Here is a 26,196-nt window from a genome sequence, read left to right as displayed (position 1 = left end):
AGTGGTTTTTTTATGGATTAAAAGTTGTTTCTTCTATAGCCCAATGTTGCACAATTGAATCTCTATTAAAGAATAATTTCAAATAAACATATCCTTCAGGATCAATATTCCATCCATATTTTTCAGTCACTAAATAAACTAAAGAACTATCTAATTTACTTATTTTTTCTGGCCTACCAATCAAAGAATCAATTTCTCTCTTCCATGTTTTAAATGGTTTTATAATATTATTTGTTAAGTCATCTAACATTTTTTCTCTATCACCTCCAATTACTCCTGATTCATAATAAGACCATTTTTCAGCATTGAATTTAATGTTAGAATTACAAGAAGCAAAAAGTAATAGAATTATGACGCTAATAAGTCTCATTATCTTTTAATTGACGAAATAATACCACTCAACAAAGCATCTACATCTGCATTTTTGGTTAAACCCATTCTTACAATTACCAAATCTTCATCTGGTAATATAAAAACATTCTGACCCTGATATCCACTAAAGAAGTACATGTTTTCTGGCACATTTGGATACCTTTTACCTGCATTTAACCAAATTTGTGCTCCATACCAACCATCGGAAGTTGGAGTTGGTTCTGTAGCGTATTTTATCCAATCTTCCGTAAAAAGTTGTTCTCCATTCCAGATTCCATTATTTAAATACAGTAGTCCTAATTTTGCCCAATCTCTTGGAGTTGCCCAAGCATAAGAAGAACCTACGTAATTGCCAGCTAAATCGGTTTCTATGGTCATAGAATTCATGCCAATTTTATCGATTAAATCCGTGTACCAAAAATCCAAATATTCTTGGTGTGTTTTAAATTGATTTCTTAAAATTCCTGATAATAAATTTGTGGTTCCTGAAGAGTAATACCAGCTTTCATTTGGTTTGCCTGCCAAAGGTTTTCTAATTTGGCTTTTGGTCATATCTCTTTCCAGAAATAACATTTTTGTTACGTCAGAAATTTCCTCATAATTTTCATCCCATTCCAAGCCAGAATTCATTTGTAACAAGTTATGGATGGTTATTTGGTTTCTGTCATCATTTTTCCATTCCTCAAAATTCGTTTTTTTGTAAACATCCATTTTTTGTTGATGTTCTAAAATTCCAAACAACGTACTCACAATACTTTTGGTCATAGACCAGCCTAAAATTTTAGAATTCTCATCAAAACCTTCTGCATATTTTTCTGCAATAATTTGATTTTTATAAACCACAACTGCTCCCCTAGTTTGGTTCACAGAATCAAATAAAACCTCTAAAGTCTCATTTATTTTTTGATAATCAACATTAGCAAAAACCGTATCTTTTTGTGGCGCATTTCCATAAGGATAAGGAGTTGGATTATCTGCAACTGCTCTCATTGGAGTTAAATAAGTTTTGTTTAAATCATCCTCATCAATTGCCAAAACCGTTCCTAAACCTTCTCTGTAAAAGGCTTTTCTAGTTAATAAACCAAAAACACTCGAAGATGCCCACTTTTCAGGTTTATTAACTTTACTCTCAGCTAAATTTATGGGAGAAAAATTATTGTCTGTTTTGTTAGTAAAAGCTAAAGTTCTATCTGCCAAATAAACAGAGGAAGCCGCGCTTTTAGCTGCATAGCCTGCAATCATATTTAACTTAGGATAATTATAAACAACAGCAATAGTTATAATTACCAATACTAAAAGTACAATTCTTTTAAAAATCTTCATGTAAAGTGGTTTTAATAATGTAAAAATAAGAAAATCATATTGAGAATTTTACACGTTTCAACAATCAACCTTTATCTTTGTAACTTAAATTGATTTTTATGTTGAATATTGATAAAATAAGAGAAGACTTTCCCATCCTAAAAAGAACAGTTCACGGAAAACCTTTGGTATATTTTGATAATGCTGCCACTTCACAAACGCCTCAAATTGTAATCGATACAATTGTTGATTATTATAGTAACTACAACTCAAATATTCATAGAGGAGTGCATACGTTAAGTCAAGAAGCAACTGATAAATATGAAGAAGCACGTATTAAAGTACAAAAACATTTTAATGCAAAAGAAACATACGAAATTATTTTAACTGCAGGAACCACACATAGTATAAACATTGTAGCTGCTGGTTTTGAATCTCTTTTACAAAAAGGTGATGAGTTAATTGTATCTGCTTTAGAGCATCACTCAAACATTGTTCCTTGGCAAATGTTATGCGAAAAAACGGGTGCTATTTTAAAAGTAATTCCTATGAATGAGGAAGGCTCTTTAGATATGGAAACGTATCATCAACTTTTAAACGATAAAACGAAATTAGTTTTTTGTAACCATGTTTCTAATGCTTTAGGAACAGTAAACCCAATTGAAGAAATAATAGAAGCTGCTCACAAAGTTGGTGCTGCTGTTTTAATTGACGGTGCTCAAGCAACTCCACACATCAAACCAGATGTCCAAGCTTTAGATGCTGATTTTTATGTAGCTTCTGCTCATAAATTATGTGGGCCAACAGGTGTTGGATTTCTATATGGAAAACAAGAATGGTTAGAGAAATTACCTCCTTATCAAGGTGGAGGAGAAATGATTGCTACTGTATCTTTCAAAAAAACAACCTATGCAGGTTTACCTCATAAATTTGAAGCTGGAACTCCAAATATTTGCGGAGGAATTGCCTTTGGTGCAGCTTTAGATTATATGAATTCTGTCGGTTTTGATACTATTGCCAAGTACGAAGACGAACTTTTAAACTATGGAACCCAAGAATTACTAAAAATTGAGGGTCTTAAAATATATGGAACGTCAAACAAAAAAACAGCGGTTATTTCATTTAATATTGATGGAGTTCACCCTTATGATATGGGAGCAATTTTAGATAAATTAGGCATTGCTGTTAGAACAGGGCATCATTGTGCACAACCTATTATGGATTATTATAAAATACCAGGAACAGTAAGAGCTTCTTTTTCTTTTTATAATACAAAAGAAGAAATCGATGTTTTAGTTGCTGGTGTTAAAAGAGCAAAAATGATGCTTTTATAAAAGCTAGATTTTTTAAAATAAAAAAAGGTTGAGAATTAAATTCTCAACCTTTTTTGTTTTCTATAATATAATATTACTATCTCAATGCTGGTGAGTAGTTTGTTGGATGATCATCTGCTTTCGCTAAACCATTTGTAGCAATTGTAAAATTAGTACCGAATTCTGCGTCCATAGCTTCCATAATTTTGTTAGCCATTAAAGCATATCCTCTACCTGTTAAATGAATACCATCTAAGCTAATTAAACCACCAGTAACTAAATTTGTCGTTAATGTATAACGATCAAAAGCAATACCGTTAGCTGATTGCTCTAAAAGACCTTTAAAATCTACCAAAGCAACATTAGGGTTTGCACTTGCAACAGCTGCTATAGTTGTATTGTAAGCATCTGTAGCAGTTTTAATTGCTAATTGTTCTTGTGGTGTTAATGCTAAATTATCATCTAAAGGATACGTAACACCTATTGTATTAAATGGTGCTGGGATGTTTGCTTTAGAAGTACCTATTAGACTAGATAATGGCAATACAAATAAATCTGCTGAAGTTGCATGTCTTGCTTGTCCATATAAACTTCCCATTAATTGTGCTTGAGCAGCAGATACTCCAGCTTGTTGTAATGCTCCAGAAATTTGTGCTGAAAAATCTGTAAGATTTTCGTCTCTTAAAAGTAACTTATTACTGCTAGATGCCTCAAGCAAAGAAATTCTATCTGGCTGCCCCAAAGCAGTTAAAATTTGAATTACTGGCCCTAACAATTGGCTATTTAATTGAGTTGCTGTTGCAGCATCTAAAGGAACTGGATTAAAAGGTACAGTTGTAAAATGAGCTAAATTTGTAATGTAAGGAACATTGGCAACAACTCCTTTTGCACCACCACTAGTTAATGTTGTAACCATACTGCTAAAAACACTCGCAAATACATTTGGATCTGTAATATCTGATTGACCATAAGTACTTGGATCAATATTTCCTGTTTGATCTACTCCAGAACCACCAGAAGTAGCATAACCTAAAACATCATTACCACCAATTTCTGATAAGGTAAAAAATGTTGGACTTTGAGCCATAGCATCTCCTAAAACAGTTGCATTAGCACCTGAAGCCATCCTTACAAAATAAGGATTTGCTCTCCCTAACTGTAGTGCCTGTAAACTACCATAACCTGGAGCAACAAAATGAAAACTTTTAGCACCTGGAACACCAAAATTATTCAAGTTACCAGCAACAGAAGTTGTAACCTCAGTAGTTGGTGTTGCCATTAATCCTGTTGGTCCTGCACCATTAAAATAAAGTCTAGGTCCTTGAATTACGTTTCCACCTAATAACAAACCACCAATATTATCATTCATTAAAGGTTGAGAAAAATCTGTACTAAACTTACCTGCTAGTATGTTTGGAAATGAATTTTCTTGTGCTTGAATAAATAATGCATTGTCTGTAAAACCTGCAGTAAAAGAAGCTCCTACAGAAACATAACTAGAAAAATCTAATCCGTTTGTGTTTAATTGTACTACTGGCCCTGTTTCTTCTAAAATTGGATCTAAATCGTTGTTTACATCACAAGAGATAACTCCTAATGATAAAAGGAACAAACCTATATATTTATAATTTTTCATGAATTGATATATTTTTTATTAATTATTAATTGACCAAGAAAGGTAATACTGAGAACCTATAGCTCCAACTCCTGGCGCACTAAAATATTCTTGTCCACCTAAATTTGCACCTCCTAATTTAAAAGTAGATTTCCAAGCTGGTACAGTATAGTTAATTTGTGCATCTAATACAGTTCTTGCATCTACTGTTGCATCTAAGAAAGTAGATTCCCATAAAAACTCATTTTGCCATCTTGCATTTATGTTAAAACCAAAGTTTTCAAATAAATCTGTTTTACCAAATTGAATTTTTACTTTATGCTCTGGTGTGTTAAAACCTGCTTCAAAATCTGGATCTGATGCTTGATCAAAATCAAATTTAGCATAGGTGTAATTTAATCCTAAATCAAAACCATTAAAAACCTTTGTATTTAATCCTAATGACGCTCCATAAGAATTTATATCTGCACTCGTATTTGTGTATACTTGAAACGCTTTAAAATCTCCATTTTGAAGTGCTAAAAGAGATAAACTATTATCTCCAACAGTTCCATAGAAAGGAACTAAAACGTTCTTAGCAGAAATAAAGTCGTTATATTGATTATAATATGCACTTACATCTAAAGTTATTCTAGAATCTCCTGCATTTATTAAACCTCTATATCCTAATTCGAAAGCAGTAACTTCTTCTGGTTTTACCAATGGAGCACTAGATGCTGTTGGAGCACCTGCCTGAACAGAACTTGCTGCAAAAGAATTCTCATAAGCCAATCTACCAGATAAAGTAGTTGTTTGGCTTCCTAAAATTACTTGACCTGCTGTACTTACTGGTAAAGGTGTACTTGTATACCTGTCTAAGTTGTCTGGAGCAGAACCTACTAAAATTGCTGCACCTGCATCTAAACCAATATATTGATCTTGTGTTGTTGGGTTTCTAAATCCTTTTTGAAAAGATGCTCTAAAGTTATCATTTTTATTTTCTCCTCCTGCATAAGCCAAAGAAACTCTTGGTGAAAAGTTACCATCAAAATTTTGTGCTTTGTCATAACGAACAGAAGCTGTTAATTTTAAACGATCGTCTTCTAAAAATTTCTTTTGCATTTGTGTGTACACTCCATATTCATCATAATCAATAGGACCATCATTATCAGTAAAAATACTTCCATTAGAATTTAATGAATATCTTCTATAAGAACCACCAACTTGGAATTCTGCCCACTCAATAACATCTTGAAAATTGTAGTTTACATCTCCATGATATAATTTTGTTTGATCTTGAAATCTTGCACCTGTTGCTAAATTTGGGTCTGCAGTAACTTCATCAAAAGCTGCTTTAAACCCAGGAGTTCCTGGAATTAAACGCCCAGTATCTGCTGCTGCTCTTGCTGCTTGATGAGAACCTGTTACTAAATAAGTCCCTGCATATTGTGTAAACCAGTCTTGGTCAGATTTCCATCTTCTATTAATGTTAATAGCTGCGAAACGTGAATCATAAGAATTACCTGCATCTTCAGTAGTAACATATCCTCTTACAAAAAAGTTTTTACCTCTAACCTCTAATTTTTGTTGCGCTAAATAAAAGTCTCTAATATTGTATCTGTTTGCACCTTGATAAATAGTATTCCCTGTTCCAAATTTAGAGTTAAAAATTACTTCCAATCTGTCATCTCCAAAAGGTCTATAATGCAAAGCTGTATTTAATTTTACACTTTTTGCTTCATAATCTAGCATTAAATCTTGCTCTTCATAACCTGTTCTACTAACTCTTCCAACAGCTCCACCTAAATTTGTAGCAACTTCATCTCCATACACATTTAAACCATCATAATCGTTTAAAGACCTGTCTCCAGGAGCATATTCTCCATTTCTAGTATTTCTATGGTCTGTAGCAAACCACTCTGTACCTTGTAAGTATGCTAATGTTGCTTTTGCTGCAAGTTTTTCTGAGAAAGCATATGCCATTCTAATATTAACATCATACACTTCATTTGTTCCTGCTGCTTCTTGTGTAGTAACTCCTTGTTTATAAGAAAAACTAATTCCTTGATCGTTAAAAGGACTTCTACTTGTCATAAACATAATACCATTAAATGCGTTTGCACCATAAAGAGCAGAAGATGCTCCTGGTAATAATTCTACAGTATTCACATCTAATTCAGACATTCCTAAAAGGTTTCCAATTGCAAAGTTTAATGCAGGAGATGAATTATCCATCCCATCTACTAACTGCATAAAACGTGTATTTGCGAATGTTGCAAAACCTCTAGTGTTTACAGATTTAAATGTTAAACTGTTTGTATTTACATCTACACCTTTTAAATTTTCTAATCCATCGTAAAATGAAGGTGAAGTTGTGTTTTTTATAGATCTAGCATCCATTCTTTCAATGGTTACTGGAGATTCCATAACACGTTCAGGCGTTCTTGATGCAGATACTACAATCTCATCTAAAGAAGTTGCGTTCTCTTCTAAAGTTACCTCTATTCTTTGATTTTTTTTAGTAATCTCAACCTCTTTCATTTGAAACCCTAACATAGATATTTCTAATGTAAAAGGTGGGTTGTCTGTAACTTTTAACTCAAAATTTCCGTCAAAATCTGTTGTAGTACCAACAGATTTATTAGCAACTTTAATGTTTGCTCCAGGAAGAGTCTCTCCTGTATTAGCATCTTTAACGGTTCCTGTTATTGTAGTTTGCCCAACCATAGCAAGACTTCCGAAAGCTATAAATGCTACAAATAAAATCTTTTTTATCATAATTTGGTTTATTTGTTAATTGTTTGTTAACTATCATGCAAAATACAAATTTTTTTGACTTTATGAATAAATCAATCAATTATTTACAGTTTTAACAAATTAAGGTTCTTTAATTTATCATATAGCTAGCCCAAAACATCCTCTTATTAATCATTTTAAACTCTCTTTATTGTACATTTGCACTCTAAAATTTATTAAATATTTAGTTTTTGAAAATCGTAAAAGGAATCTCTAACTTCTCTTCTTCAACGCAAACTTTTGTAACTATTGGTACTTTTGATGGTGTGCATTTTGGACATCAACAAATTATTAAAAAACTGGTTTCTGAAGCAAAAAAGGTAGGAAAAAAATCTGTTGTGCTCACCTTTTTTCCTCATCCAAGGATGGTGTTACAAAAAGATGCTTCTTTAGAGTTGATAAATACAATTGATGAGCGAGCTGTTTTGTTAGAGAAAACAGGTTTAGATTATTTGATTATTCATCCTTTTAGTAAAGAATTTTCTAAAACAACAGCTTTAGAGTTTGTAAGAGATATTTTGGTAAATCAACTAAATATATCAAAATTAATTATCGGTTATGATCATCATTTTGGTAAAAATAGAGAAGGAAATATCACACAATTAACAGAATATAGCCATTTATACGATTTTATTGTAGAGGAAATACCTGCACAAGATATAGATAGTGTTTCTGTAAGTTCTACAAAAGTTAGGCGTGCTTTGCACGCTGGTAATCTAAAAACTGCTAATAATTATTTGGGTTACAATTTTATGCTAAATGGTACTGTTGTAAATGGTAAAAAATTAGGTGGTAAAATTGGGTATCCTACAGCAAATATCGATGTTAAAGAAACGTATAAATTAATACCAAAAACAGGAGTTTATGTGGTAAAATCTACGATTGATAAAAAGACAATTTTTGGAATGATGAACATTGGTAGCAGACCCACTGTAAATGGAAATCACCAAACTATTGAGGTACATTTTTTTGATTTTAATAAAGATTTGTACAACCAACATTTATCGATTGAATTACTTTATTTTTTAAGAGATGAATATAAATTTGAATCTGTTGAATTATTAGTTCATCAACTTAAAAAAGATGAGGAAACTGCTAGAGACTATGTTGAAAATAATAAGTAGATTTAAATCTTTAAAGTTAAAAGTTCTTTAGAAAAATAGCATCGTTCTTTTTCTTTGCTTCAATAACTGCGTTTACATCTTCATTTGGAATTGCAATCGACAAAACATAGTGTTTAATTTTCCAAGAATTGCCTTTTTTCTCCAATACTCCAGAACCTCTACAAGTACCCATTTGTGTGTTTAAAAGTTCGTCAAACCATACAAAAGTTCCTGAATTATTTAGGTAAATATTTCTTTCTAACGTATTAAAACTCCACGCTTTTCCTTTATCAAAATATGGTTTGCTGTAGTTTATAAATTGTTCTTTATTCCAATTTTCAGTAGCATCTGTACCAATAAAAACAGAAATGCTATCCATTTTACTAAAATAGTTTTCAAAATTTGCTTCTGATGCTGCTAAATGCCAATCGTTTAAAAGAGTGTTTACATTATTTTTAATTACGCTACTTTCCGAAATAGAAATTTCTTTATCAGAATTGCAACCAACTAAAATAAACATTAACGCAAAAATTGAAATTCCCTTTTGTATCATTATTGATTTTTTTGTAATTCTAAATCCTCTTTTTTATTGATCTTTCTATTCTGCAGCTGTTGGTTGATGGCTTTTTTAGAAATACTATCTATTTTTGTTGAATCTAAGCCAATAAAACTTACATCAATATCTATTTCGTCTTCGAATCTTTTTTTAGATAAAATGGTATTTACTTTTGCATTTACAGCAGAAAAAGCTTCTAAAATTTTTTCTGTTTGTACGTTTACTTCCTGCGCTTGTATTGCAGGTATTGTAGTCATATCTGCCAATCGTAAAGTTTCGTTGTAAAAAATATTTATCCTAGCATCAAAAGATGAAGCATTAAATATTACTGGTTTTATACTATCTTTTAAAGACTCTACTAAGCCTTTTAACTCTAAAGCATTACTTAAAACCTCTTTTGGAGATGCTTTTTTAAATCTCTCTAAAAAATCAGTAACTGCGTTTAGTTCTTTCCATTCTTCAACATCTTTTCTAAAAATCGGGTTTATTCCTTTTACAGAGGAAAATTCGTTTTCAACACTTAAAAGTGGTTTGCTATCTTCTTGCTGCGTGGTGGTTTCTTGTTTTTTATCACAAGAAAAAATAAAAACAAATAATAAAAGGATCGAAAAGTATTTCAAAATTATAAATTGAGTTTGTAAAAATAAACAATTTTTAAAACTGATTTCCTTATAGAAAACATAATTTTTTAAACAAATAAATTAAGGATACTATAACAAAAATTGATGTAGAGAATCTTAATTGCGAATAATAAAAATAAGTACCTTTGTTGTTAATAATAATTCAATTTCGTTTTATGAAAACCGTTATTTTAGTTTTAGGTGCAAGTGGACAAATAGGCACCGAACTTACTGAAAAATTACGCCAATTATATGGCAATAATAATATTATAGCTTCAGATATTAGAGAAGGCAGTTTAGAACTAATGACTTCTGGACCTTTTGAAAAAATTGATGCTACAGATAAGGAAGCAATTTTACAAGTTATCCAAAAATATGGTGTTACTCAAGTTTATTTATTGGCTGCAATGTTATCTGCAACAGCAGAAAAAATGCCTCAAAAAGCTTGGAACTTAAACATGAATTCTTTGTTGGCTGTATTGGATTTAGCAAAAGAGAAACATATCGAAAAAATATATTGGCCAAGTTCTATCGCTGTTTTTGGCCCAACAACTCCTAAAGAAAATACACCACAAAAAACGGTTATGGAACCTTCTACAGTGTACGGAATTAGTAAAGTTTCTGGTGAGTTTTGGTGTAATTATTATCATGATAAATTTGGGGTTGATGTAAGAAGTCTGCGTTATCCAGGAATTATTTCTTGGAAAACGAAACCAGGTGGAGGTACCACAGATTATGCTGTAGATATTTATTTTAAAGCCTTAGAAGATAAAAAATACGAGTGTTTTTTATCTGAAAATACAACTTTACCAATGATGTATATGGATGATGCTGTTAATGCAACCATTCAATTAATGCAAGCAGATGCTAAAAATTTAAGCATTAGAAATGGCTATAATTTAGCAGCCATGAGTTTTACTCCTAAAGAAATTGCTGCAGAAATTAAAAAGCATATTCCTGATTTTGAAATTACCTATAATCCAGATTTCAGACAACAAATTGCAGACAGTTGGCCACAAACAATTGATGATTCTAAAGCCAGAAATGATTGGAATTGGGAGCATAAATTCGATTTAAAAACGATGACAGAAGACATTCTTGAAAGTTTAAAAAATCAATAACCTATAGCCTTGTAAGGTATCTATTTTAATACGTCTACTTCAAAAAAATAATTTTTGGTAACATTGGTTACAACCAAAATTATTATAGAATAATACCTTTGTATAAAATAAGAATAATGAAAAAAAGTATCGAAAATAGTTTAAAAAACGCCTATACTTATCAAGAATATAGAGATTTAGTAAAAACATTATTGGCAGACGGAAAATCTACTGGGCCAGAACAATCTGACTATATTTTAAATTATAGCAAATTGAATGAGAGCAGAATGAAACGTTTGGATAAAACCACAAAAATTTCTGATGAAACAACTCAAGTAATTCAAAAATTAGCAACACCACAAACTTGGTTGGTGCTTACTGAAGGCTGGTGTGGAGATGCTGCTCAGAATTTGCCAATTATTCATAAAATGGCTGAACTAAATAAAAACATCAATTTAAAATTAGTTTTACGTGATGAAAACTTAGAATTAATGGATTTGTTTTTGACAAATGGTGGTAGATCTATTCCTAAATTAATTGCATTAGACAAAGATAATAACGTAATTGATACTTGGGGACCAAGACCAAATGTTGCTACAAAAATGGCTGCAGATTACAAGGAAACACATGGTAGTTTAGATGCTCAATTTAAAGAATTCTTACAAGTTTGGTATAATAAAGACAAAGGATTAAGTACACAAGAAGATTTTGTTGCGTTGATACAATCATCTTTATAAACAAAACGAAACTTTATAAAATAGATTAAAATCGCAAATTTGAAAAATTCAAGTTTGCGATTTTTCTTTGGTATCTTTGCAACTTAAAACTTATATAATGTTTGTTGATTATAACGAAATTTCTGAAGATGCCAAAGTTTGGATTTATCCTTCTAATAGAAAATTTTATCCTGCTGAAATTCCAGAAATTGAGCAAAAAATAAAAACATTTGTTGAAAATTGGAAAAAAGAAGACGAAAACTTCAAAGTTTCTTATCAGTTTTTATACAACAGGTTTATTGTTTTAATTGCTGATGATGAAAATGCTACCATTACAAATACTGATATTGATGCTTCTGTTTCTTTTATTTTAGAACTGCAAGAAACCTATAAAGTTGAGTTGCTAGATAAAATGAATGTTTGTTTTAAACAAGGCGAATTTGTACAATATAAAGAATTGAAAGACTTCAAAAAATTGGTAAAAAATAGAGCTGTTACTGCAAAAACCATCATTTTTGATAATTTAATAACCAACAATCACGATTTTAAAAACTTCTGGGAAATACCAATTGAAGATAGTTGGTATAACCGTTTTTTATAATTTTTTATGCTTCAAGTAAACAACATCTCTTTTGGATATTCTAAAAACAAAACAGTTTTAGAAAACTTCAATTTCACGTTGCAAAAAGGTGAACACCTTTGTGTAATGGGCGAAAGTGGTTGTGGAAAATCTACTTTACTAAAAGCAATTTATGGTTTGTTAGATCTACAAAAAGGCACTATTTTTTGGAATGAAAATCAGGTTTTAGGACCAGAATTTCATTTGGTTCCAGGAATGGATTTCTTTAAATATGTTGCTCAAGATTTTGATTTGATGCCTTACATTTCTGTTTCAGAAAACATTAAAAAATTCTTATCTCGTTTTTATCCTGAAGAAAGTGAAGCAAGAACCCAAGAATTGTTGGAGGTTATTGAAATGAAAGCTTTCGAAAACACGAAAGTTAAAAATTTAAGTGGTGGCCAAAAACAACGTGTTGCTATTGCTAGAGCTTTGGCAAATGAACCCGAATTAATTTTGTTAGATGAGCCTTTTGGACAAATAGACAACTTCAAAAAAAACTCATTAAGAAGACGTTTGTTTGCGTATTTAAAAGAAAAAAATATTGCTTGTATTGTTGCTACTCATGATAAAAATGATGCACTTTCTTTTGCTGATCGCTTACTAATCATCAGAAATAACAAAATTTTAGCGAACGATAATCCTAAAGAAATTTACAAAAATCCAAAAGAGAAATATGTTGCAGCTTTGTTTGATGATGTAAATGAAATTATTATTATTGATGGTGAAAAACATTTATTATATCCTCATCAACTAAAAATTGTAGAAACATCTGATATTACTGGAACTGTTTTAAACTCTTATTTTAAAGGTGCTTTTTGGTTAATTGAAGCTGAAGTTGAAAAACAAATTGTTTTTTTAAACCATATTGAAGAATTAGAAAAAGGGAAAGAAATTGACTTAAAAATCTGGATAGAAACTTTTTAAAAAACTTCTTTAATCTTTATCAAATTCCCATTAAAAACAATTTCCTCGTTTTCTTTTTTTCTCAATAACAGTTTTCCAATGGGTGATGATACAGAAATCGCAAAATAGTTATTACCACAAGCTGTTAGCTTGCCAGCTGAAATACTTAAAAAGTAGTTGGCTTTTTCTGTAATAATAATGCTTCCTAAATGTGCAATTTTAGACATTTTAGAAATATCAATTTTTGATAAAATTTGATTCATTACAGAAATTCCTTCCAATTGCTGACTCGCTTTTTCCATCTCTAGCTGCAACATGGCTCTGGCAGTTTCATGCTTGTCTCCAGCAGAACTCTTCGTTTCAGATTGCAAAGCTTTTTGGTTCGATGTTATAATTTCTTCAACCGTTTGCAAACGTTTATCAACAAACTTTTTACATAACTCAAAAAGTTGCTGTTTAATTTTTAGTTGCAACATATATCATTTTAATATCTACATTTTTAGAAAGTATAAAACTACTGCCTCCAACATTAAAATTTTTTCTATTAATCATAAAATTTGAGGAAATTATAATGTTATTTTCTGTGTCATCAACTTCTAATAAAGTCTCTATGTTTTTTTTAATTCCTTTTATGGTTAAAATTCCTTTTATAATAAATTTATTAGCTGTGTTTTTTTCTATTGCTGAAGATTCAAATACTATTTCTGGATAGTTTTCAACATCAAAATAATCAGATTTTAGTAAATGTTCATCTCTAGCTTTAGAGTCTGTAAATATTGTATTTACTGGAATATTTGCCTTTAAAAAACTCTCTTTTAAATTATCAGCATTAAAATTACTTACTATTTTAAAATTGCTAAAAGAACCCTCTACATCAAAACCAAAGTTCTTAATGGTAAACGTAATAGAAGAATTTTTATCATCTTGCAAAAGTTCTTGAGAAAAGCTCGAAAAAGCACAAAAAAGAAAGATAAATACTAGCAGTTTTTTCATCGAAAAAAAAATATTATATAGATTATTTTTGAAATGTAAAAGCAAATGCACCATAATCTCCATGATGTGTTTTTGAAACTGAAATCGGTAATTTTTTGTTATTTTGATACAAAGAAGGAATTCCTAAATCGTTCTTTAAAAGTTGAGTTTCATTAGTAAAAAAGGACAATAATTTATCATCAATAATTTTGGTTGAACTTTCTTTTTTATCAATAAAAATCAACTCTGAAACCATTTTTATTTTTTTAGTTTTTCTAGCTACTGAAACTATATAATTATTTGACATTAAATAATTTATAAAGTATTTCTTAGATTCAATTTGCACAACTCCTTCCTTATCTGAAATTATTTTACAAGAAAATTTTTTAGGTGCAAAAAATCGTTTTTGATGTTCTTGAACATAGCATTTATAAGCAGCTTCTTTCATGCTCCAAAACAGCCAAACTTTTACAAATGGATTTGTTGAATTTAAGATTTCGCTGATTTCAGAATCGGTAAATTGTTTCTCTAAAAATCCTTTACGTTGCCAATTACTTTCGGTTTTTGTTAGTTTTAAATCAACAACATCATTGCCAATCATTTAAGCGTTCATTTTAGTTTGAATAATAATGACAGTTTCTTTTACAGAAAGCATTTTTTCCATTGAATCGTTGTCAATATGAATATCAAATTCATCTTCTACATCTAAAATAATATCCACCAAATTTGCAGAATTAATATCTAGATCCTTTATAAAATCGGTATCTTCATTCATGTTTTTAAAACCTTCTTCATTATGAATATAAGGTTTTACAATCGTCGTTAATTTCTTTATGATTTCTTCTTTTGTCATAATTTTATATTAAATACTAATCAAATATCCGTTTTTTCTTCCTACTTCAAACATCAAGCTTCAAACTTCTTAAAGATAACACAAGCATTTACATCACCAAAACCAAAACTTGCTTTTGCTACAATATTAATGTTTTTCTCGATCAGTTTAGTCGGAATTTTATCGTTAGCAATTAATTCAGAAATTTCTGGATGTACATCTTCACAATTGATATTCGGAAACACAAATTGTTCCTTAATCTGCAAAACAGAAGCAACAGATTCAATGGCGCCAGCTGCTGCCAAACAATGTCCAATTTGCGATTTTATCGAATTTATATAAGGAAAATCATCTCCTTTTCTTTCCAAGGCTTTTGTCCAATTTTCTATTTCTAAACTATCTTTTGTTGTTGCTGTTAAATGGCCATTAATCGTATCAATTTCATCAGCAGAAATGTTAGCGTCAATAATAGCATCTGTAATACATTTTTGAACAGCTTCTGCATTTGGCGCAGTTAAAGTGCCTCCATTTCTTTGGCCACCAGAATTTATATTGCCTCCTAAAACCTCTGCATAAATAGTTGCCTTTCTTGCCAAAGCACTATCTAAAGATTCCAACACCAAAGCTCCTGCTCCACTTCCAGGTACAAAACCTGCAGCAGTTTCACTCATGGGTCTTGAGCCTTTTTCTGGGCTTTCATTATGCTTATAACTCATTACTCTCATTGCATCAAAACCTCCCCAAGTGTATAAACTTGAGTCGCTTGAACTGCCAACTAACATACGTTTTGCTTTTCCATTTTTGATTCTTTCAAATCCTAACAATAAAGCTTCTGTTCCTGTTGTACACGCAGATGAATTTGTGGTCACTTGATTCCCAAAACCAAGAATTCCACCTAAATATGCAGATATTCCACTTGCCATGGTTTGCACTACAGAAGTACTTCCTAAGCGTCTTACTTTTTGGTCATCAATTTTGTAAATCGATTCTCTAAATTTCTCAATTCCTGATGTTCCTGTGCCAAATATCAAACCTGAATCGTAATCTAATTCTGAATTTTCATCAACAGAAAAACCTGCTGATTTCCATGCATCAATTCCAGCCATACATCCATATAAAATTGATGTTGAGTTGAATCCTCTTAATTGCAAAGGCGATAAATATTCTAGCTTTTTTTCTTCGGATATTTCTGGAATTCCACCAATACAACAAGAAAAACCTTTATCTTTTAATGCTTGATGAAATGTAATTCCAGATTTACCAGCTTTAATAGCTTTTGTAAAAGCGGATAAACCCACTCCATTTGGGGCAACAACTCCTAAACCTGTAATTACGACTCTGTTTTTCATTTATGTGGATTATTTGACACGGATTTCACGGATTAAACTATTATCATTCCAGAAATAATTCCTCTGCAAACTACTTCGTTTTTAGGATTTATCATTTTTACTTTACACTTCAGTTTGTTAAATCTAAAGTATACTTTTTCTGAGATAACCGTTACTTTTTCGTTTGGTAAAACTGGTAAAAAGAAATCAACTTGATTTGAAGTTAAGGCTATTTTCGGTTTTTTTTCTTCGGATAAAATTGCATTTTTTAGAAGATATATTCCCAAACAAACCAAACCTATTTGTGCCATTGTTTCTGTTAAAATTACGCCTGGCGTAATTGGATTATCTTTAAAATGACCTTCATAAAAAAACTCGTTTTCTTTGAATGCGTAATTTCCAATAATTCCGTTTTCTGAAATTTCTGTAAGTTCATCCACAAACAAAAAAGGTTTTTGATAAGGGAGGTTTTTTATGATTTCTGTTTGGTTCATTTGCTTCTTTTTTCAGACCTCACAGGTTTCAAAAACCTGTGAGGTCTTGTGCTTTATTCTAACGTTAAGATTTCTAAAATATTTACCTCTTTAATTTGATGTGCATCAATAAAGTTTTTCCTTTCTTCAAAAAGATTTATAACATCTTCTCTTAATAAATCTGTTGGTTTATTAGACAATATTGAATTGTAAGATGAGTGTTTGTAAACTCTAAAATCGTCTACAAATTGATGATGTATTGGATTTAAATGAATGTAAAGAATCAAATTTTTTAAATACTCTTCATTATCTAATTTTATTCTCGAAAATCGGTCTTTAAATAAACTTCCACTTCTCCCATATTTTTTATTGATACTTTTTGAATACGAATTAAATAGATTTGAAAATGATTGAGAAATTTCTTTTGAAGTTATATTTTCTTTCGTTTTAATTAAAAAATGGAAATGATTCTTTAATAAGCAGTATGCTAAAATATTAGAAGTTTTAGAAAGATGATTTTTAGTTAACTTTAAAAAATAAGAATAATTCTGTTCCTCAATAAAAATGTTTCCTTTATTGTTTCCACAATTATAAACGTGATAAAAAGAATCTTCGACTAAAACTTCATATTTCATATTAATTCGTTTTTTTAAAGAGACCTCACAGGTTTCAAAAACCTGTGAGGTCTAGATTCGTTACCACTCCAACAATATTCTCTGCGCAGAAAAACCTGGACCAAAACTTAACATTAATCCTCTTTCACCTTTTGCTGGGTTTCTATCCATAAATCGTTCTAAAACATATAAAACTGTGGCACTAGACATGTTTCCATACAAACGTAAAACTTCTTTTGTATCGTCTATATTTTTACCTAAAACTCCAAATAAATCTTCTACAGTTTGAACAATTTTCTTTCCTCCTGGATGAAAAATCAAGTGATTTATAGCATCAATTGTTACCTTATTTCGTTCTAAAAAAGGATGCACAATTGCAGGAAAATGATCGGAAATTTTCTGTGGAACTTCCTTATCCAAGATCATTTGCAAACCAGAATTCACCAAATTAAAACCCATCATATGTGTTGCATCGTAAAAATGATACATGGCTTCATCTATTATTTCTGGGCCTTTATCATCTTGATAAGAAGACAAAATTACTGCTGATGCTCCATCACCAAAAATGGCTGCACTTACAATATTTGCCATAGAATAATCTTCTAACTGAAACGTTGCTGTTGGTGCTTCTACAGCAACAACTGCTGCTCTTTTATTTGGATTCGATTTTAAGAAATTCTTTGCATAAATAATACCTGAAACACCTGCTGCACAGCCCATTTCTGTAACTGGCAAACGAACAATATCTTGTTTCATTTGCAGTGAATTAATCAAATAAGCATCCATAGAAGGAATCATAATTCCTGTGCAACTTACTGTAATAATATAATCGATTTCTTTAGCTTTTAAATTGGCCTTGTCTAAAGATTTTTTGAGTGATTGTTCTGCTAATTTTACAACTTCTCTTGCGTAAATATTATTTTTATCCTCGAAAGAAGTGGCTGTAAAAACTTCTTCAGGATCCATAATTGAGTAGCGTTTGTCAACACCTGCTCCTTCAAAAAGTTTGGTTACTTTTCTTTTAAAACGAGTGTCTTGATTCTGCATCCACAATTCTACAAATGGAATGATATCTTTTGTTTCTCGATAATATTTTGGAAGTTGCTTTGCAACCGATGTTATTTTTACTTTCATATATTTTTTTTACACTGAGATTCACAGAGGTTTTAAACAAAACACTTTACGCCCTTTGCGAAAAACTTTGCGTCTTTGCGTTTAATTTTAACTCTTCAGAATCCATAAAAATCGAAATGCCCATTTCCAAGAAATATTTGGTTTCACGTTTAATTTATTTGACATTTCTTTTAAATCTTTTCTTTTAAAACCTCTTAAAACTGATGTTAATCCATCTTCAATAATCATTTTATTACTGATAAAAATAGATAACAACATAAACAAATAATAAGCTACTTTATGTCTGTGTAAATCATTTACAACTATACCTATTTTAGTTTGTTTTAAAGTGTTTTTTAAAAATGACACTAATTCCTGTTGTTTAAAATGATGTAAAAATAAAGTCGCTAAAACAACATCAAACTCGCGTTTAATAAAATCATCAGAAAAAATATCTTGGGTTTCAAAAGATAGCTCTTCATACTCTAAAGATAATTCATTTGCGTATTTTATAGCTGTTGGATTTGCATCAATTCCAATTAATTTGAATTTATAGTTGTTTTTTCGTCCGAATTTAGCAACATCTCTTAAAATATCTCCATGTCCACAGCCAACATCTACAATCGTAAATTCTTGGTCTTTTGGGTGATTTTTTAAGATTGATTGCAAACCATTTACAGTTGCTTTATTTCCTCCTAACCATCTGTTTATGTTCTCTAATTTATCTAAAGTGTCTCGTAATAAATCGCCACCAATAGAAAAATCGTCCATCAATTCTTCCTTGTCTGTTCTTTGTTTTGTACTGATAAAAAAGTCCATTATAGCTTTATTGATTTACCATGCGTTTGTTTGATTATAATTGCCAATAAAAATGGCATTTTACTTAAAATTTGGAGTAAAATGTTTGCAATTTTATCATTTCTAAACAATTTTGCGATAAAATGACCCGATTTTAAACGCCAACTAAATTGTTTATTCCATGTTGAAATATAAGTGTTTTCAAGTTCTTTTCTTGATGAGTTTTCATTATTTAAATAATTTAGAATGAGTTTAGATGCAATTTGTGCAGATTGAATTGCCATACTCATCCCATTTCCACACAATGGATGAATCATTCCTGCAGAATCGCCACACATAATCATATTCTTTTCAACAGGTTTTTTGGTTTCAAAAGAAATTTGACTGATAGATAAAGGTTGCTCAAAAATTGGTTTTGAGTTTTGAAACATCTCTTTTAAAAATATGTTTTTAAAAACCACATTTTCCTGAAAATCATCAATATTTTTATATTTTTTAAATGATGAAAAACTAGTAATGTAACACAAATTAATGGCATCATTTTCTACTTTAGAAACGCCACAATAACCGCCTTTAAAATTATGAAGCGCCACTAAATCTTCTTGAAAATTTCCTTTTACATGAATTTTAACACCCAAATAAGGTGATTTCTTTTTGATGAAACTACGCTCCATTTTTACATCTAATAACGAACGTTTGCCAAAAGCACCAATGGCTATTTTTGATTTGAAAATGCTATTTTCTTTAGTTTCAATATTGAAAATATCATCTTTAAAATTTATATTTAAAACAGTGTCTTGTAAAATTTTAACGCCATTTTCTTTGGCTTTTTCTGATAGAATAAAATCTAATTGATAACGAGAAATCCCAAAACCTCCCAAAGGTAATTTTGCACTAATTAGTTTGTTATTTGTGGTTGATAATTGAAAATTATCAATTTTTACGGCACCAAAATCAAAAGGATTTATCTCTAAAAAATCTAAATAAGGTAATACCTCATTCGAAATATATTCGCCACAAACTTTGTGTTTTGGATAGCTGTTTTTTTCAATCAGCAAAACACTTTTGCCAAATTTTGACAAGTGAATTGCGTTGCACAAACCTGCCAAACCTCCACCAATTATAACTACATCGTAATTTGAATTTTCTGTGCTCATTATTTTATTAATTCTGCCAATTCTTTGCCTACCAAACTACCAATAGCAACGCCCATTCCTCCTAATCGAACTCCACAAAAAATATTGTTAGACACTTGTTTTACGATGGCTTTTTTCTGATTGCCAACGCCCATAATTCCACTCCACCTGTGTTCAATTTCAAAATTGGTATTTGGCAAAATGGTTTCTTTTAATATTTTTTCAAGTTGATTTTGAATGATTTCTGTTTCACCAAATTCGGTAGTTTCTTCTGTTTTAAAATCGAGATTTCTTCCTCCACCAAATAAGATTCTATCATCAATATTTCTAAAATAATAGTAGCCTTTATCTAAATGAAAGGTGCCTTTAATAAGTAAGTTTTTTATGGGTTTTGTAATGAGAACTTGCGCTCTTGCAGGTTTCACATTTTCTTGTAATAATTGACTCGCAAAACCATTGGTTGCAATTAGCAATTTAGTTGTATAAAAATCTAATTTGTTGGTTTTTATGTTGATATTTGAATTGTTTTCAATATAACTTTCAACTGTAATATTATTCAGCATTTTAACTCCTAAACTCTGCACTTTTTTTAATAATTCTGATGCCATTTTACCTGTATCAATCTGCCCTTCAAAATTATTAACAATATATTGTTGATGCACTTTTTGAAAACCAAAAGTATTATCGCAAGTTGAAAAAACATCACTTTTAAAAATAGGTTTTAACAGTTGATTTATGTTCTCTTTCTCAGCAATACATTCCTGAAAAAAATCTCCAGATTCACACAATTCAAAACCTTTATTTTGTTGAAAATCGATAGTTGCATCACCTAAATTTTTGCGTAATAATTGTAACCCTTTCCAACGTTTAGCAATCAAATTAAAAACTTCTTGTTCTGTATGAGAGTTTAAATCATCAATAATTTCAGAGAGACTTCCAAAACAAGCAAAACCTGCATTTTTTGTGCTTGCTCCTTGAGGTAACATTCCTTTTTCAAGAATTAAAATTTTTGCTTTTGGATGCTTTTTCTTTAATTCTAAAGCGCAATTTAGTCCCACAATTCCACTACCAACAATCGTAAAATCGACGTTGGTAAACCATTCTTTTAATTCCCAATAACTGTAGTTCATTTAAATTTCTTTTTCAAAACATATACTGTTCTCTATTCCTATGTATTGTCCATAATTTGAAATAATTGAATATCCACATTTTTTATAAAATTTTACAGCTTCAACCTGTCTTTTACCTGTTTCTAAAACACATTTTTTGTAGCCCAATTCTTTTGCCCAAGTTTCTAATTCAGATACTATTTTTTGAGCAAAACCTTGCTCTCTTTTTTCGGGTACAACATACATTCTTTTTATTTCAACAGCAATATCATTAAACTTTTTAAAAGCTCCACAACCAACTGGAATATTTACTTGTGCTGAATTTATTTCAGTTTCAGCATAAATTACAACAACTTCTTTTAAAACATCAATATTATTAAATTGATTGTAAAAATCGTGTTCATCTTCATCAGTAATTTTAAGATAGGCATCTAATTGTTTTACTAATTTAATAAAATCTGTGTTCTTTGAATTTGTTCTTTTTAAAGTCATTATTTATTAGAAAATACCTAAATGTTTTTTGAAATTTTGCAGGAAAAATTAGAAATCAAACTTTAATTGCACCCAAATTGGTTCTTTCTTATTGATGTTCAAATTGCTAAAAGAAAGTCCTAAAAGACGTACCGAATTTGCCAATACTTCTTGATATAACAATTCTTTTACAATAGGGAAAAACTCTTCTTTTTTACTCATATATTGCTCCATTGTTTTGCTTCTTGTCTGTCTTGTAAAATCCGAATATTTAATTTTTAAGGTAATTGTTTTTCCTTTAGAATTGCTTTTTTGCATTCGTTTTTCAATTTCATCAGCAATATCATGCAATTTTTCTAACATAAAAATTTCCGAAGAAATATTTTCTCTAAACGTTCTTTCTGCGCCAACCGATTTTCGAATTCTATTAGGTTTTACTTCGCTATTATGAATTCCTCTTACAATATTATAATAGTGATTACCAGATTTCCCAAATAAAAGTGATAGTTCTTCCAAGGATTTTTTCTTTAAATCGTTCCCAACAAAAATGCCTAAATTGTACATTTTTGCAGCGGTTACTTTACCAACTCCGTAAAATTTATTGACAGGTAATTCTTCTAAAAATTTGATAACTTCTTCAGGATGAATAGTTTTTTGACCATTAGGTTTGTTAATATCGGATGCTACTTTTGCAATAAACTTATTGATAGAAATTCCTGCTGAGGCTCGTAAACCTGTCTTTTCAAATATTTTCTGGCGGATTTCTCTTGCAATATCATTTGCAGAAGGATTGTTTTTTTTATTAACTGTTACATCCAAATAAGCTTCATCTAAAGACAAAGGTTCTACCAAATCTGTGTATTCGTAAAAAATTTCTCTTATTTGTGCTGATAACTCTTTATACCGTGCAAAATCCGATTTTACAAAAATAATATGTGGGCATTTTTGTTTCGCTAAAACATTACTCATGGCAGATTTTACACCGAATTTTCTGGCTTCGTAACTTGCAGCAGAAACGACTCCTCTATCTCCACCTCCACCAACAGCAATTGCTTTTCCTCGCAATTCTGGGTTGTCTAATTCTGCTACAGATGCATAATATGCATCCATATCTACATGAATTATCTTGCGAAAAGGAGGTTGTAATTCCATTATTTAAACAAATCTATACTTACATTATGATATAAAACACCAATAAAAACTGAAATAATTGGAGCTCTGAAAATAATTTCATCCATTTTATAGTTTGGAGTAAAATCAATTAAATCATAATAAATTTGAGGGTTTTCAGGTGTCATATCTTGATATGCCTTTTTTAAAACCTTATAATATTTAGAATAATTATCTGTTTTATGTAAGTTATTCTTTTCTAAATAAAATCCAATACAAGAGAATGGAGTTGTAAGTGTTTCTGAAAAAAATAACATCCCTGAATAATCTATATTATCTAAAATTTTATTGTAACTTTTTAAGTATTTGGCTTTTGTTTTTTTTGAGTCAAAAAGCTCTGTCAAAGCTTTCTTGTAGCTAATCTTACTGTTGTCTAATAAGATGCCTTCCTCTATTAATAATTTTTCGGTTTTTATAAACTCTTCGTAAATATTATATTGTCCTTGTAAAAGTTTTTTTGATTTTTTCTCTACACAGTCATATATTTCTATATTTAACTTCTTATCGTTTATATTTGAAAAGCATGAAGAAAAAATAACGAATCCAATAATCAATAGTAAAAAAAAATTAGATTTTCTTTTCATATGATTTTAATCCTTTAAAAAATCAATACAAATTTCTATAACTTCTTTTAATTCTTTTGAAACATTTTCTTTTTCCCAAGGATGAGAAACATTAAAAACGTGATCTGCGTTTTCGATGATTTTTAAAGCGCTTTCTGCATTCCAAGAATGTATTTTATGACCTTCAACAATAGCAACAGAAGTATCTTTATCACCATGAATTACCAATTGTGGAATTTGAATTTGTTCTACAGCTTTTTGAATATTTAAACGTTGTTCATTGGCTTTAAAATCCTCATAAAATTGATAAAAATGTGGCATTTGCTGTTTCGTTCTTCCATTTACAACATATTTTACGCCATCTTTTTTCCAATTTTCTAAATCGCCAGTAACAGAACTTCTTGAGCCAATATCTGAAATTGAAGCCAAAGAAATCACCTTTTTTATTCTTGCGTCTTCACTGGCTTTTATCAACACAATTCCTCCACCTCTACTATGACCAATTACAGCAATATCATCAATATTAACTTCGGTTTTAAACTTTTCTTCGGATGAAATCCAATCTAAAACACTTTTTAGATCATCTAATTCTTTGGTGTAATTGTTGTTTCCAAAAGCTTCTAAATCTGGAAAATCAATTGGGTTTTCTGGAGTTCCTCCATTATATGCAAAGTTGAATTTTATAAAGAAAAAACCTGCTTCTGCAAACTGTTCTGCCATTAAATTCCAAGCTCCCCAATCTTTAAAACCTTTATAACCATGGCAAAAAATTACTATTTTTTTTGGTTGATGAGTTTCTTTGTAAAAAACATCAGTTACAATTGGTTTTTGGTGTTTTCCTTCTAAAAGTATCTGTTTTACAATCTTAATATCATTCAAAATAGTAACTATTTATAATTTAAAATTTGTCTTTAAATAATCGAAAGCATCATTTATGTTATCAAATATGTGCTCTTCAGAAATTAAATCTGGTACAATATCGATAGATGCTAATTTATCTTTTGGTTGTTCTTGCACAGCTGTCAAAATTACTTTTACCCCTTTAGTATGCAATTCTAAAACCGAGTTTTCTAAAGCATACAAACCAGATTGATCTATATAAGGAACTCTATCCATTCTTATAATCAATGCTTTAACATCGTCTGGAATGTTTTTCATTTCATCTTGAAAATGAGACGTAAACCCGAAAAATAAAGGTCCATATAAATGTTTTATAAATACTTTGTCTTTGTAATTTTCATAAAATTCTAATTCATCTTGCCAGGGTTTTTCGCCATCAAAACCAGCTAACGTTCCAACTCTTAATCCTTGTTCTCCAATATCACTTGCACGTTTCATAAATAGTAATGATGCTAATAATAACCCAATTCCTACAGCTTGAATTAAACTTCCAAAAGTTGTAATTAGCAATACTAATATCAACACAAAAGCATCTGCCTTTGGCACTCTTAAAAGGTGTTTTAAACCTTTTGTATCAATAATTTTAAAACCAATTGGTATTAATAAACCTGCTAAAACTGCTAAAGGAATATACCCAGCTAATGTTCCTAAACCTAATAAAACTGTTAGCATAACCAAACCATGAATAGTTCCTGAAACTCTAGTTGTTCCTCCAGAATTAATATTTACCACAGTTCCTTTTGTTGCGCCAGCTCCAGGAATTCCGCCAAATATTGCAGCGATTGCGTTTCCAATTCCTTGCCCAATTAATTCTCTATTACTATTGTGTTTTGTTTTGGTCATATTATCTGCAATAACAGAAGTTAATAAGGAATCTATAGAACCTAAAACAGAAAGCACTAAAGCATATTCTATAATTAACATATAAGCATTTGAATCGATTGATAAAAGTCCATCAATTTGTAAAGAAGGCAAACCAGAAGGAATTTCGCCAATTATTGGAACATCCCATTGCAAAAAATAAGCAGCAATTGAAGCCACGATTAAAGCAACCAAAGCACTTGGAATTATTTTTGTAATATATGGAAAAACGTAGTATACAAAAACTGTTAAACCTCCTAATACCAATGCTTGCCAATTAAAATCTGTAAACATTCTTGGTAGATCTTGCATTACCAACCAAGTTGATTTTGCTGATGATAAACCTGCAAAAGGAAATAATTGTAGAATAATAATTATTAACCCAACTCCACTCATAAAACCAGAAACTACAGGATAAGGAAAATATTTTACATAACTAGCAATGTTGATAAACCCAAAAATAATTTGAAAAATTCCGCCTAAAAGAAATGTGAGTACAATAATACCCATGGCATTTTCTAGGCTTCCTGTAAGCTCTATTGCACTTGCAACTAATGCTGCAGAAACTACTGTCATTGGGCCAGTTGGACCACTTGCTTGTGTAGCTGTTCCTCCAAAAATAGCTGCAAAAATACCAACTGCAATTGCACCATATAAGCCTGCAATTGCACCCAAACCAGATTGTACACCAAAAGCTAATGCCAAAGGAAGTGCAACAACACCTGCAACCAAACCTCCAGTTAAATCACCTTTTAAGTTTTTAATATCGTAATATTTTGAAATCATATTTAAGAAATTTAGTTTGTAAATATAAATGGTTTAAAAACAAGATACTAATTCTATAAATTTTAATAAACAA

Annotated in this window: 28 protein-coding genes; 6 read left to right on the top strand and 22 right to left on the bottom strand. The window is 30.3% G+C overall.

What is annotated here, in order from left to right; all coding sequences use genetic code 11:
- Positions 1 to 10: 10 nt before the first annotated feature.
- Together P161_RS0106600 and P161_RS0106595 are read right to left on the bottom strand one after the other, a co-directional pair.
- A complete protein-coding gene (locus tag P161_RS0106600) occupies positions 11 to 370 on the bottom strand; it encodes a hypothetical protein (protein ID WP_026776241.1) in 360 nt (119 codons plus the stop codon).
- Complete coding sequence (locus P161_RS0106595; protein WP_026776240.1) at positions 370 to 1,695, bottom strand: serine hydrolase; 1,326 nt, start codon at positions 1,693 to 1,695, stop codon at positions 370 to 372. Before P161_RS0106595 ends, P161_RS0106600 begins: the two co-directional genes overlap by 1 nt.
- Before the next feature lie 98 nt (positions 1,696 to 1,793).
- Between P161_RS0106595 and P161_RS0106590 the strand changes: the two genes are divergently transcribed.
- Positions 1,794 to 3,008 carry an aminotransferase class V-fold PLP-dependent enzyme gene (locus tag P161_RS0106590; protein ID WP_026776239.1) on the top strand — a complete coding sequence of 405 codons (1,215 nt, stop codon included), beginning with the start codon at positions 1,794 to 1,796 and terminating at the stop codon, positions 3,006 to 3,008.
- A gap of 76 nt (positions 3,009 to 3,084) precedes the next feature.
- Here P161_RS0106590 and P161_RS0106585 read toward each other — a convergent pair whose 3' ends face one another.
- Both P161_RS0106585 and P161_RS0106580 read right to left on the bottom strand, forming a co-directional pair.
- Positions 3,085 to 4,623: an SGNH/GDSL hydrolase family protein gene (locus tag P161_RS0106585; protein WP_026776238.1), complete on the bottom strand. Its 1,539-nt coding sequence runs from the start codon at positions 4,621 to 4,623 to the stop codon at positions 3,085 to 3,087.
- 18 nt (positions 4,624 to 4,641) lie between these two features.
- A complete protein-coding gene (locus P161_RS0106580; protein WP_026776237.1) occupies positions 4,642 to 7,359 on the bottom strand; it encodes a TonB-dependent receptor in 2,718 nt (905 codons plus the stop codon).
- Between the two features lie 209 nt (positions 7,360 to 7,568).
- Here P161_RS0106580 and P161_RS0106575 point away from each other — a divergent pair, with 209 nt between their 5' ends.
- Positions 7,569 to 8,501 (top strand): bifunctional riboflavin kinase/FAD synthetase, encoded by a 933-nt coding sequence (locus P161_RS0106575; RefSeq protein ID WP_026776236.1) that lies wholly within the window; start codon positions 7,569 to 7,571, stop codon positions 8,499 to 8,501.
- Positions 8,502 to 8,517: 16 nt separating this feature from the next.
- Here P161_RS0106575 and P161_RS0106570 read toward each other — a convergent pair whose 3' ends face one another.
- Together P161_RS0106570 and P161_RS0106565 are read right to left on the bottom strand one after the other, a co-directional pair.
- On the bottom strand, positions 8,518 to 9,033 hold the full coding sequence (locus P161_RS0106570) for a nuclear transport factor 2 family protein (RefSeq protein WP_231494711.1): 516 nt from the start codon (positions 9,031 to 9,033) through the stop codon (positions 8,518 to 8,520).
- Positions 9,033 to 9,656, bottom strand: coding sequence for a hypothetical protein (locus tag P161_RS0106565; RefSeq protein ID WP_026776234.1), 624 nt, complete (start codon positions 9,654 to 9,656; stop codon positions 9,033 to 9,035). The genes P161_RS0106570 and P161_RS0106565 overlap by 1 nt, the downstream gene beginning before the upstream one ends.
- A 176-nt stretch (positions 9,657 to 9,832) precedes the next feature.
- Between P161_RS0106565 and P161_RS0106560 the strand changes: the two genes are divergently transcribed.
- The 4 genes from P161_RS0106560 to P161_RS0106545 all read left to right on the top strand — a co-directional run bounded on the left by P161_RS0106560 (position 9,833) and on the right by P161_RS0106545 (position 13,018).
- Positions 9,833 to 10,777 (top strand): NAD-dependent epimerase/dehydratase family protein, encoded by a 945-nt coding sequence (locus tag P161_RS0106560; RefSeq protein WP_026776233.1) that lies wholly within the window; start codon positions 9,833 to 9,835, stop codon positions 10,775 to 10,777.
- A 116-nt stretch (positions 10,778 to 10,893) separates the two neighbouring features.
- On the top strand, positions 10,894 to 11,493 hold the full coding sequence (locus P161_RS0106555) for a thioredoxin family protein (protein ID WP_026776232.1): 600 nt from the start codon (positions 10,894 to 10,896) through the stop codon (positions 11,491 to 11,493).
- A gap of 97 nt (positions 11,494 to 11,590) precedes the next feature.
- Positions 11,591 to 12,073, top strand: coding sequence for a hypothetical protein (locus tag P161_RS0106550; protein WP_026776231.1), 483 nt, complete (start codon positions 11,591 to 11,593; stop codon positions 12,071 to 12,073).
- Between the two features lie 6 nt (positions 12,074 to 12,079).
- Positions 12,080 to 13,018: an ABC transporter ATP-binding protein gene (locus tag P161_RS0106545; RefSeq protein ID WP_026776230.1), complete on the top strand. Its 939-nt coding sequence runs from the start codon at positions 12,080 to 12,082 to the stop codon at positions 13,016 to 13,018.
- Here P161_RS0106545 and P161_RS0106540 read toward each other — a convergent pair.
- The 16 genes from P161_RS0106540 to P161_RS0106465 all read right to left on the bottom strand — a co-directional run bounded on the left by P161_RS0106540 (position 13,015) and on the right by P161_RS0106465 (position 26,123).
- Positions 13,015 to 13,473, bottom strand: a complete 459-nt coding sequence (locus P161_RS0106540; RefSeq protein ID WP_026776229.1) for a 3-oxoacyl-ACP synthase — start codon at positions 13,471 to 13,473, stop codon at positions 13,015 to 13,017. The genes P161_RS0106545 and P161_RS0106540 overlap by 4 nt on opposite strands.
- Positions 13,454 to 13,990 (bottom strand): YceI family protein, encoded by a 537-nt coding sequence (locus P161_RS0106535; protein WP_051605688.1) that lies wholly within the window; start codon positions 13,988 to 13,990, stop codon positions 13,454 to 13,456. The genes P161_RS0106540 and P161_RS0106535 overlap by 20 nt, the downstream gene beginning before the upstream one ends.
- A 22-nt stretch (positions 13,991 to 14,012) precedes the next feature.
- Positions 14,013 to 14,570 (bottom strand): 4'-phosphopantetheinyl transferase superfamily protein, encoded by a 558-nt coding sequence (locus P161_RS0106530; RefSeq protein ID WP_026776227.1) that lies wholly within the window; start codon positions 14,568 to 14,570, stop codon positions 14,013 to 14,015.
- Positions 14,571 to 14,822 carry an acyl carrier protein gene (locus tag P161_RS0106525; protein ID WP_026776226.1) on the bottom strand — a complete coding sequence of 84 codons (252 nt, stop codon included), beginning with the start codon at positions 14,820 to 14,822 and terminating at the stop codon, positions 14,571 to 14,573. It lies immediately after the preceding gene.
- 53 nt (positions 14,823 to 14,875) lie between these two features.
- Complete coding sequence (locus P161_RS0106520) at positions 14,876 to 16,150, bottom strand: beta-ketoacyl synthase (protein ID WP_026776225.1); 1,275 nt, start codon at positions 16,148 to 16,150, stop codon at positions 14,876 to 14,878.
- Positions 16,151 to 16,182: 32 nt separating this feature from the next.
- Positions 16,183 to 16,623: a 3-hydroxyacyl-ACP dehydratase FabZ family protein gene (locus tag P161_RS0106515; protein WP_026776224.1), complete on the bottom strand. Its 441-nt coding sequence runs from the start codon at positions 16,621 to 16,623 to the stop codon at positions 16,183 to 16,185.
- A 53-nt stretch (positions 16,624 to 16,676) separates the two neighbouring features.
- Entirely contained in the window at positions 16,677 to 17,237 is a 561-nt protein-coding gene (locus P161_RS0106510; RefSeq protein ID WP_026776223.1) for a transposase, read from the bottom strand.
- 60 nt (positions 17,238 to 17,297) lie between these two features.
- On the bottom strand, positions 17,298 to 18,350 hold the full coding sequence (locus P161_RS0106505) for a type III polyketide synthase (RefSeq protein ID WP_026776222.1): 1,053 nt from the start codon (positions 18,348 to 18,350) through the stop codon (positions 17,298 to 17,300).
- An 87-nt stretch (positions 18,351 to 18,437) separates the two neighbouring features.
- Positions 18,438 to 19,148, bottom strand: coding sequence for a methyltransferase domain-containing protein (locus P161_RS0106500; RefSeq protein ID WP_026776221.1), 711 nt, complete (start codon positions 19,146 to 19,148; stop codon positions 18,438 to 18,440).
- Positions 19,148 to 20,284: an NAD(P)/FAD-dependent oxidoreductase gene (locus P161_RS0106495; RefSeq protein WP_026776220.1), complete on the bottom strand. Its 1,137-nt coding sequence runs from the start codon at positions 20,282 to 20,284 to the stop codon at positions 19,148 to 19,150. The genes P161_RS0106500 and P161_RS0106495 overlap by 1 nt, the downstream gene beginning before the upstream one ends.
- The gene (locus P161_RS0106490) at positions 20,284 to 21,393 is read right to left on the bottom strand and encodes an FAD-binding oxidoreductase (protein WP_026776219.1); all 1,110 of its coding nucleotides are present in this window, start codon (positions 21,391 to 21,393) and stop codon (positions 20,284 to 20,286) included. The genes P161_RS0106495 and P161_RS0106490 overlap by 1 nt, the downstream gene beginning before the upstream one ends.
- Positions 21,394 to 21,864 (bottom strand): GNAT family N-acetyltransferase, encoded by a 471-nt coding sequence (locus P161_RS0106485; RefSeq protein ID WP_026776218.1) that lies wholly within the window; start codon positions 21,862 to 21,864, stop codon positions 21,394 to 21,396.
- A 48-nt stretch (positions 21,865 to 21,912) separates the two neighbouring features.
- Complete coding sequence (dinB, locus tag P161_RS0106480; RefSeq protein WP_026776217.1) at positions 21,913 to 22,995, bottom strand: DNA polymerase IV; 1,083 nt, start codon at positions 22,993 to 22,995, stop codon at positions 21,913 to 21,915.
- Positions 22,995 to 23,597, bottom strand: a complete 603-nt coding sequence (locus tag P161_RS0106475) for a hypothetical protein (protein WP_026776216.1) — start codon at positions 23,595 to 23,597, stop codon at positions 22,995 to 22,997. Before P161_RS0106475 ends, dinB begins: the two co-directional genes overlap by 1 nt.
- Positions 23,598 to 23,603: 6 nt before the next feature.
- Positions 23,604 to 24,446, bottom strand: a complete 843-nt coding sequence (locus P161_RS0106470) for a S9 family peptidase (RefSeq protein WP_026776215.1) — start codon at positions 24,444 to 24,446, stop codon at positions 23,604 to 23,606.
- Positions 24,447 to 24,467: 21 nt separating this feature from the next.
- Entirely contained in the window at positions 24,468 to 26,123 is a 1,656-nt protein-coding gene (locus P161_RS0106465) for a SulP family inorganic anion transporter (RefSeq protein WP_026776214.1), read from the bottom strand.
- Between the last annotated feature and the right edge of the window lie 73 nt (positions 26,124 to 26,196).

It is taken from the genome of Polaribacter sp. Hel_I_88 (assembly GCF_000687935.1).
GTDB lineage: Bacteria > Bacteroidota > Bacteroidia > Flavobacteriales > Flavobacteriaceae > Polaribacter.
This window is presented reverse-complemented; position numbering and strand designations above follow the sequence as displayed.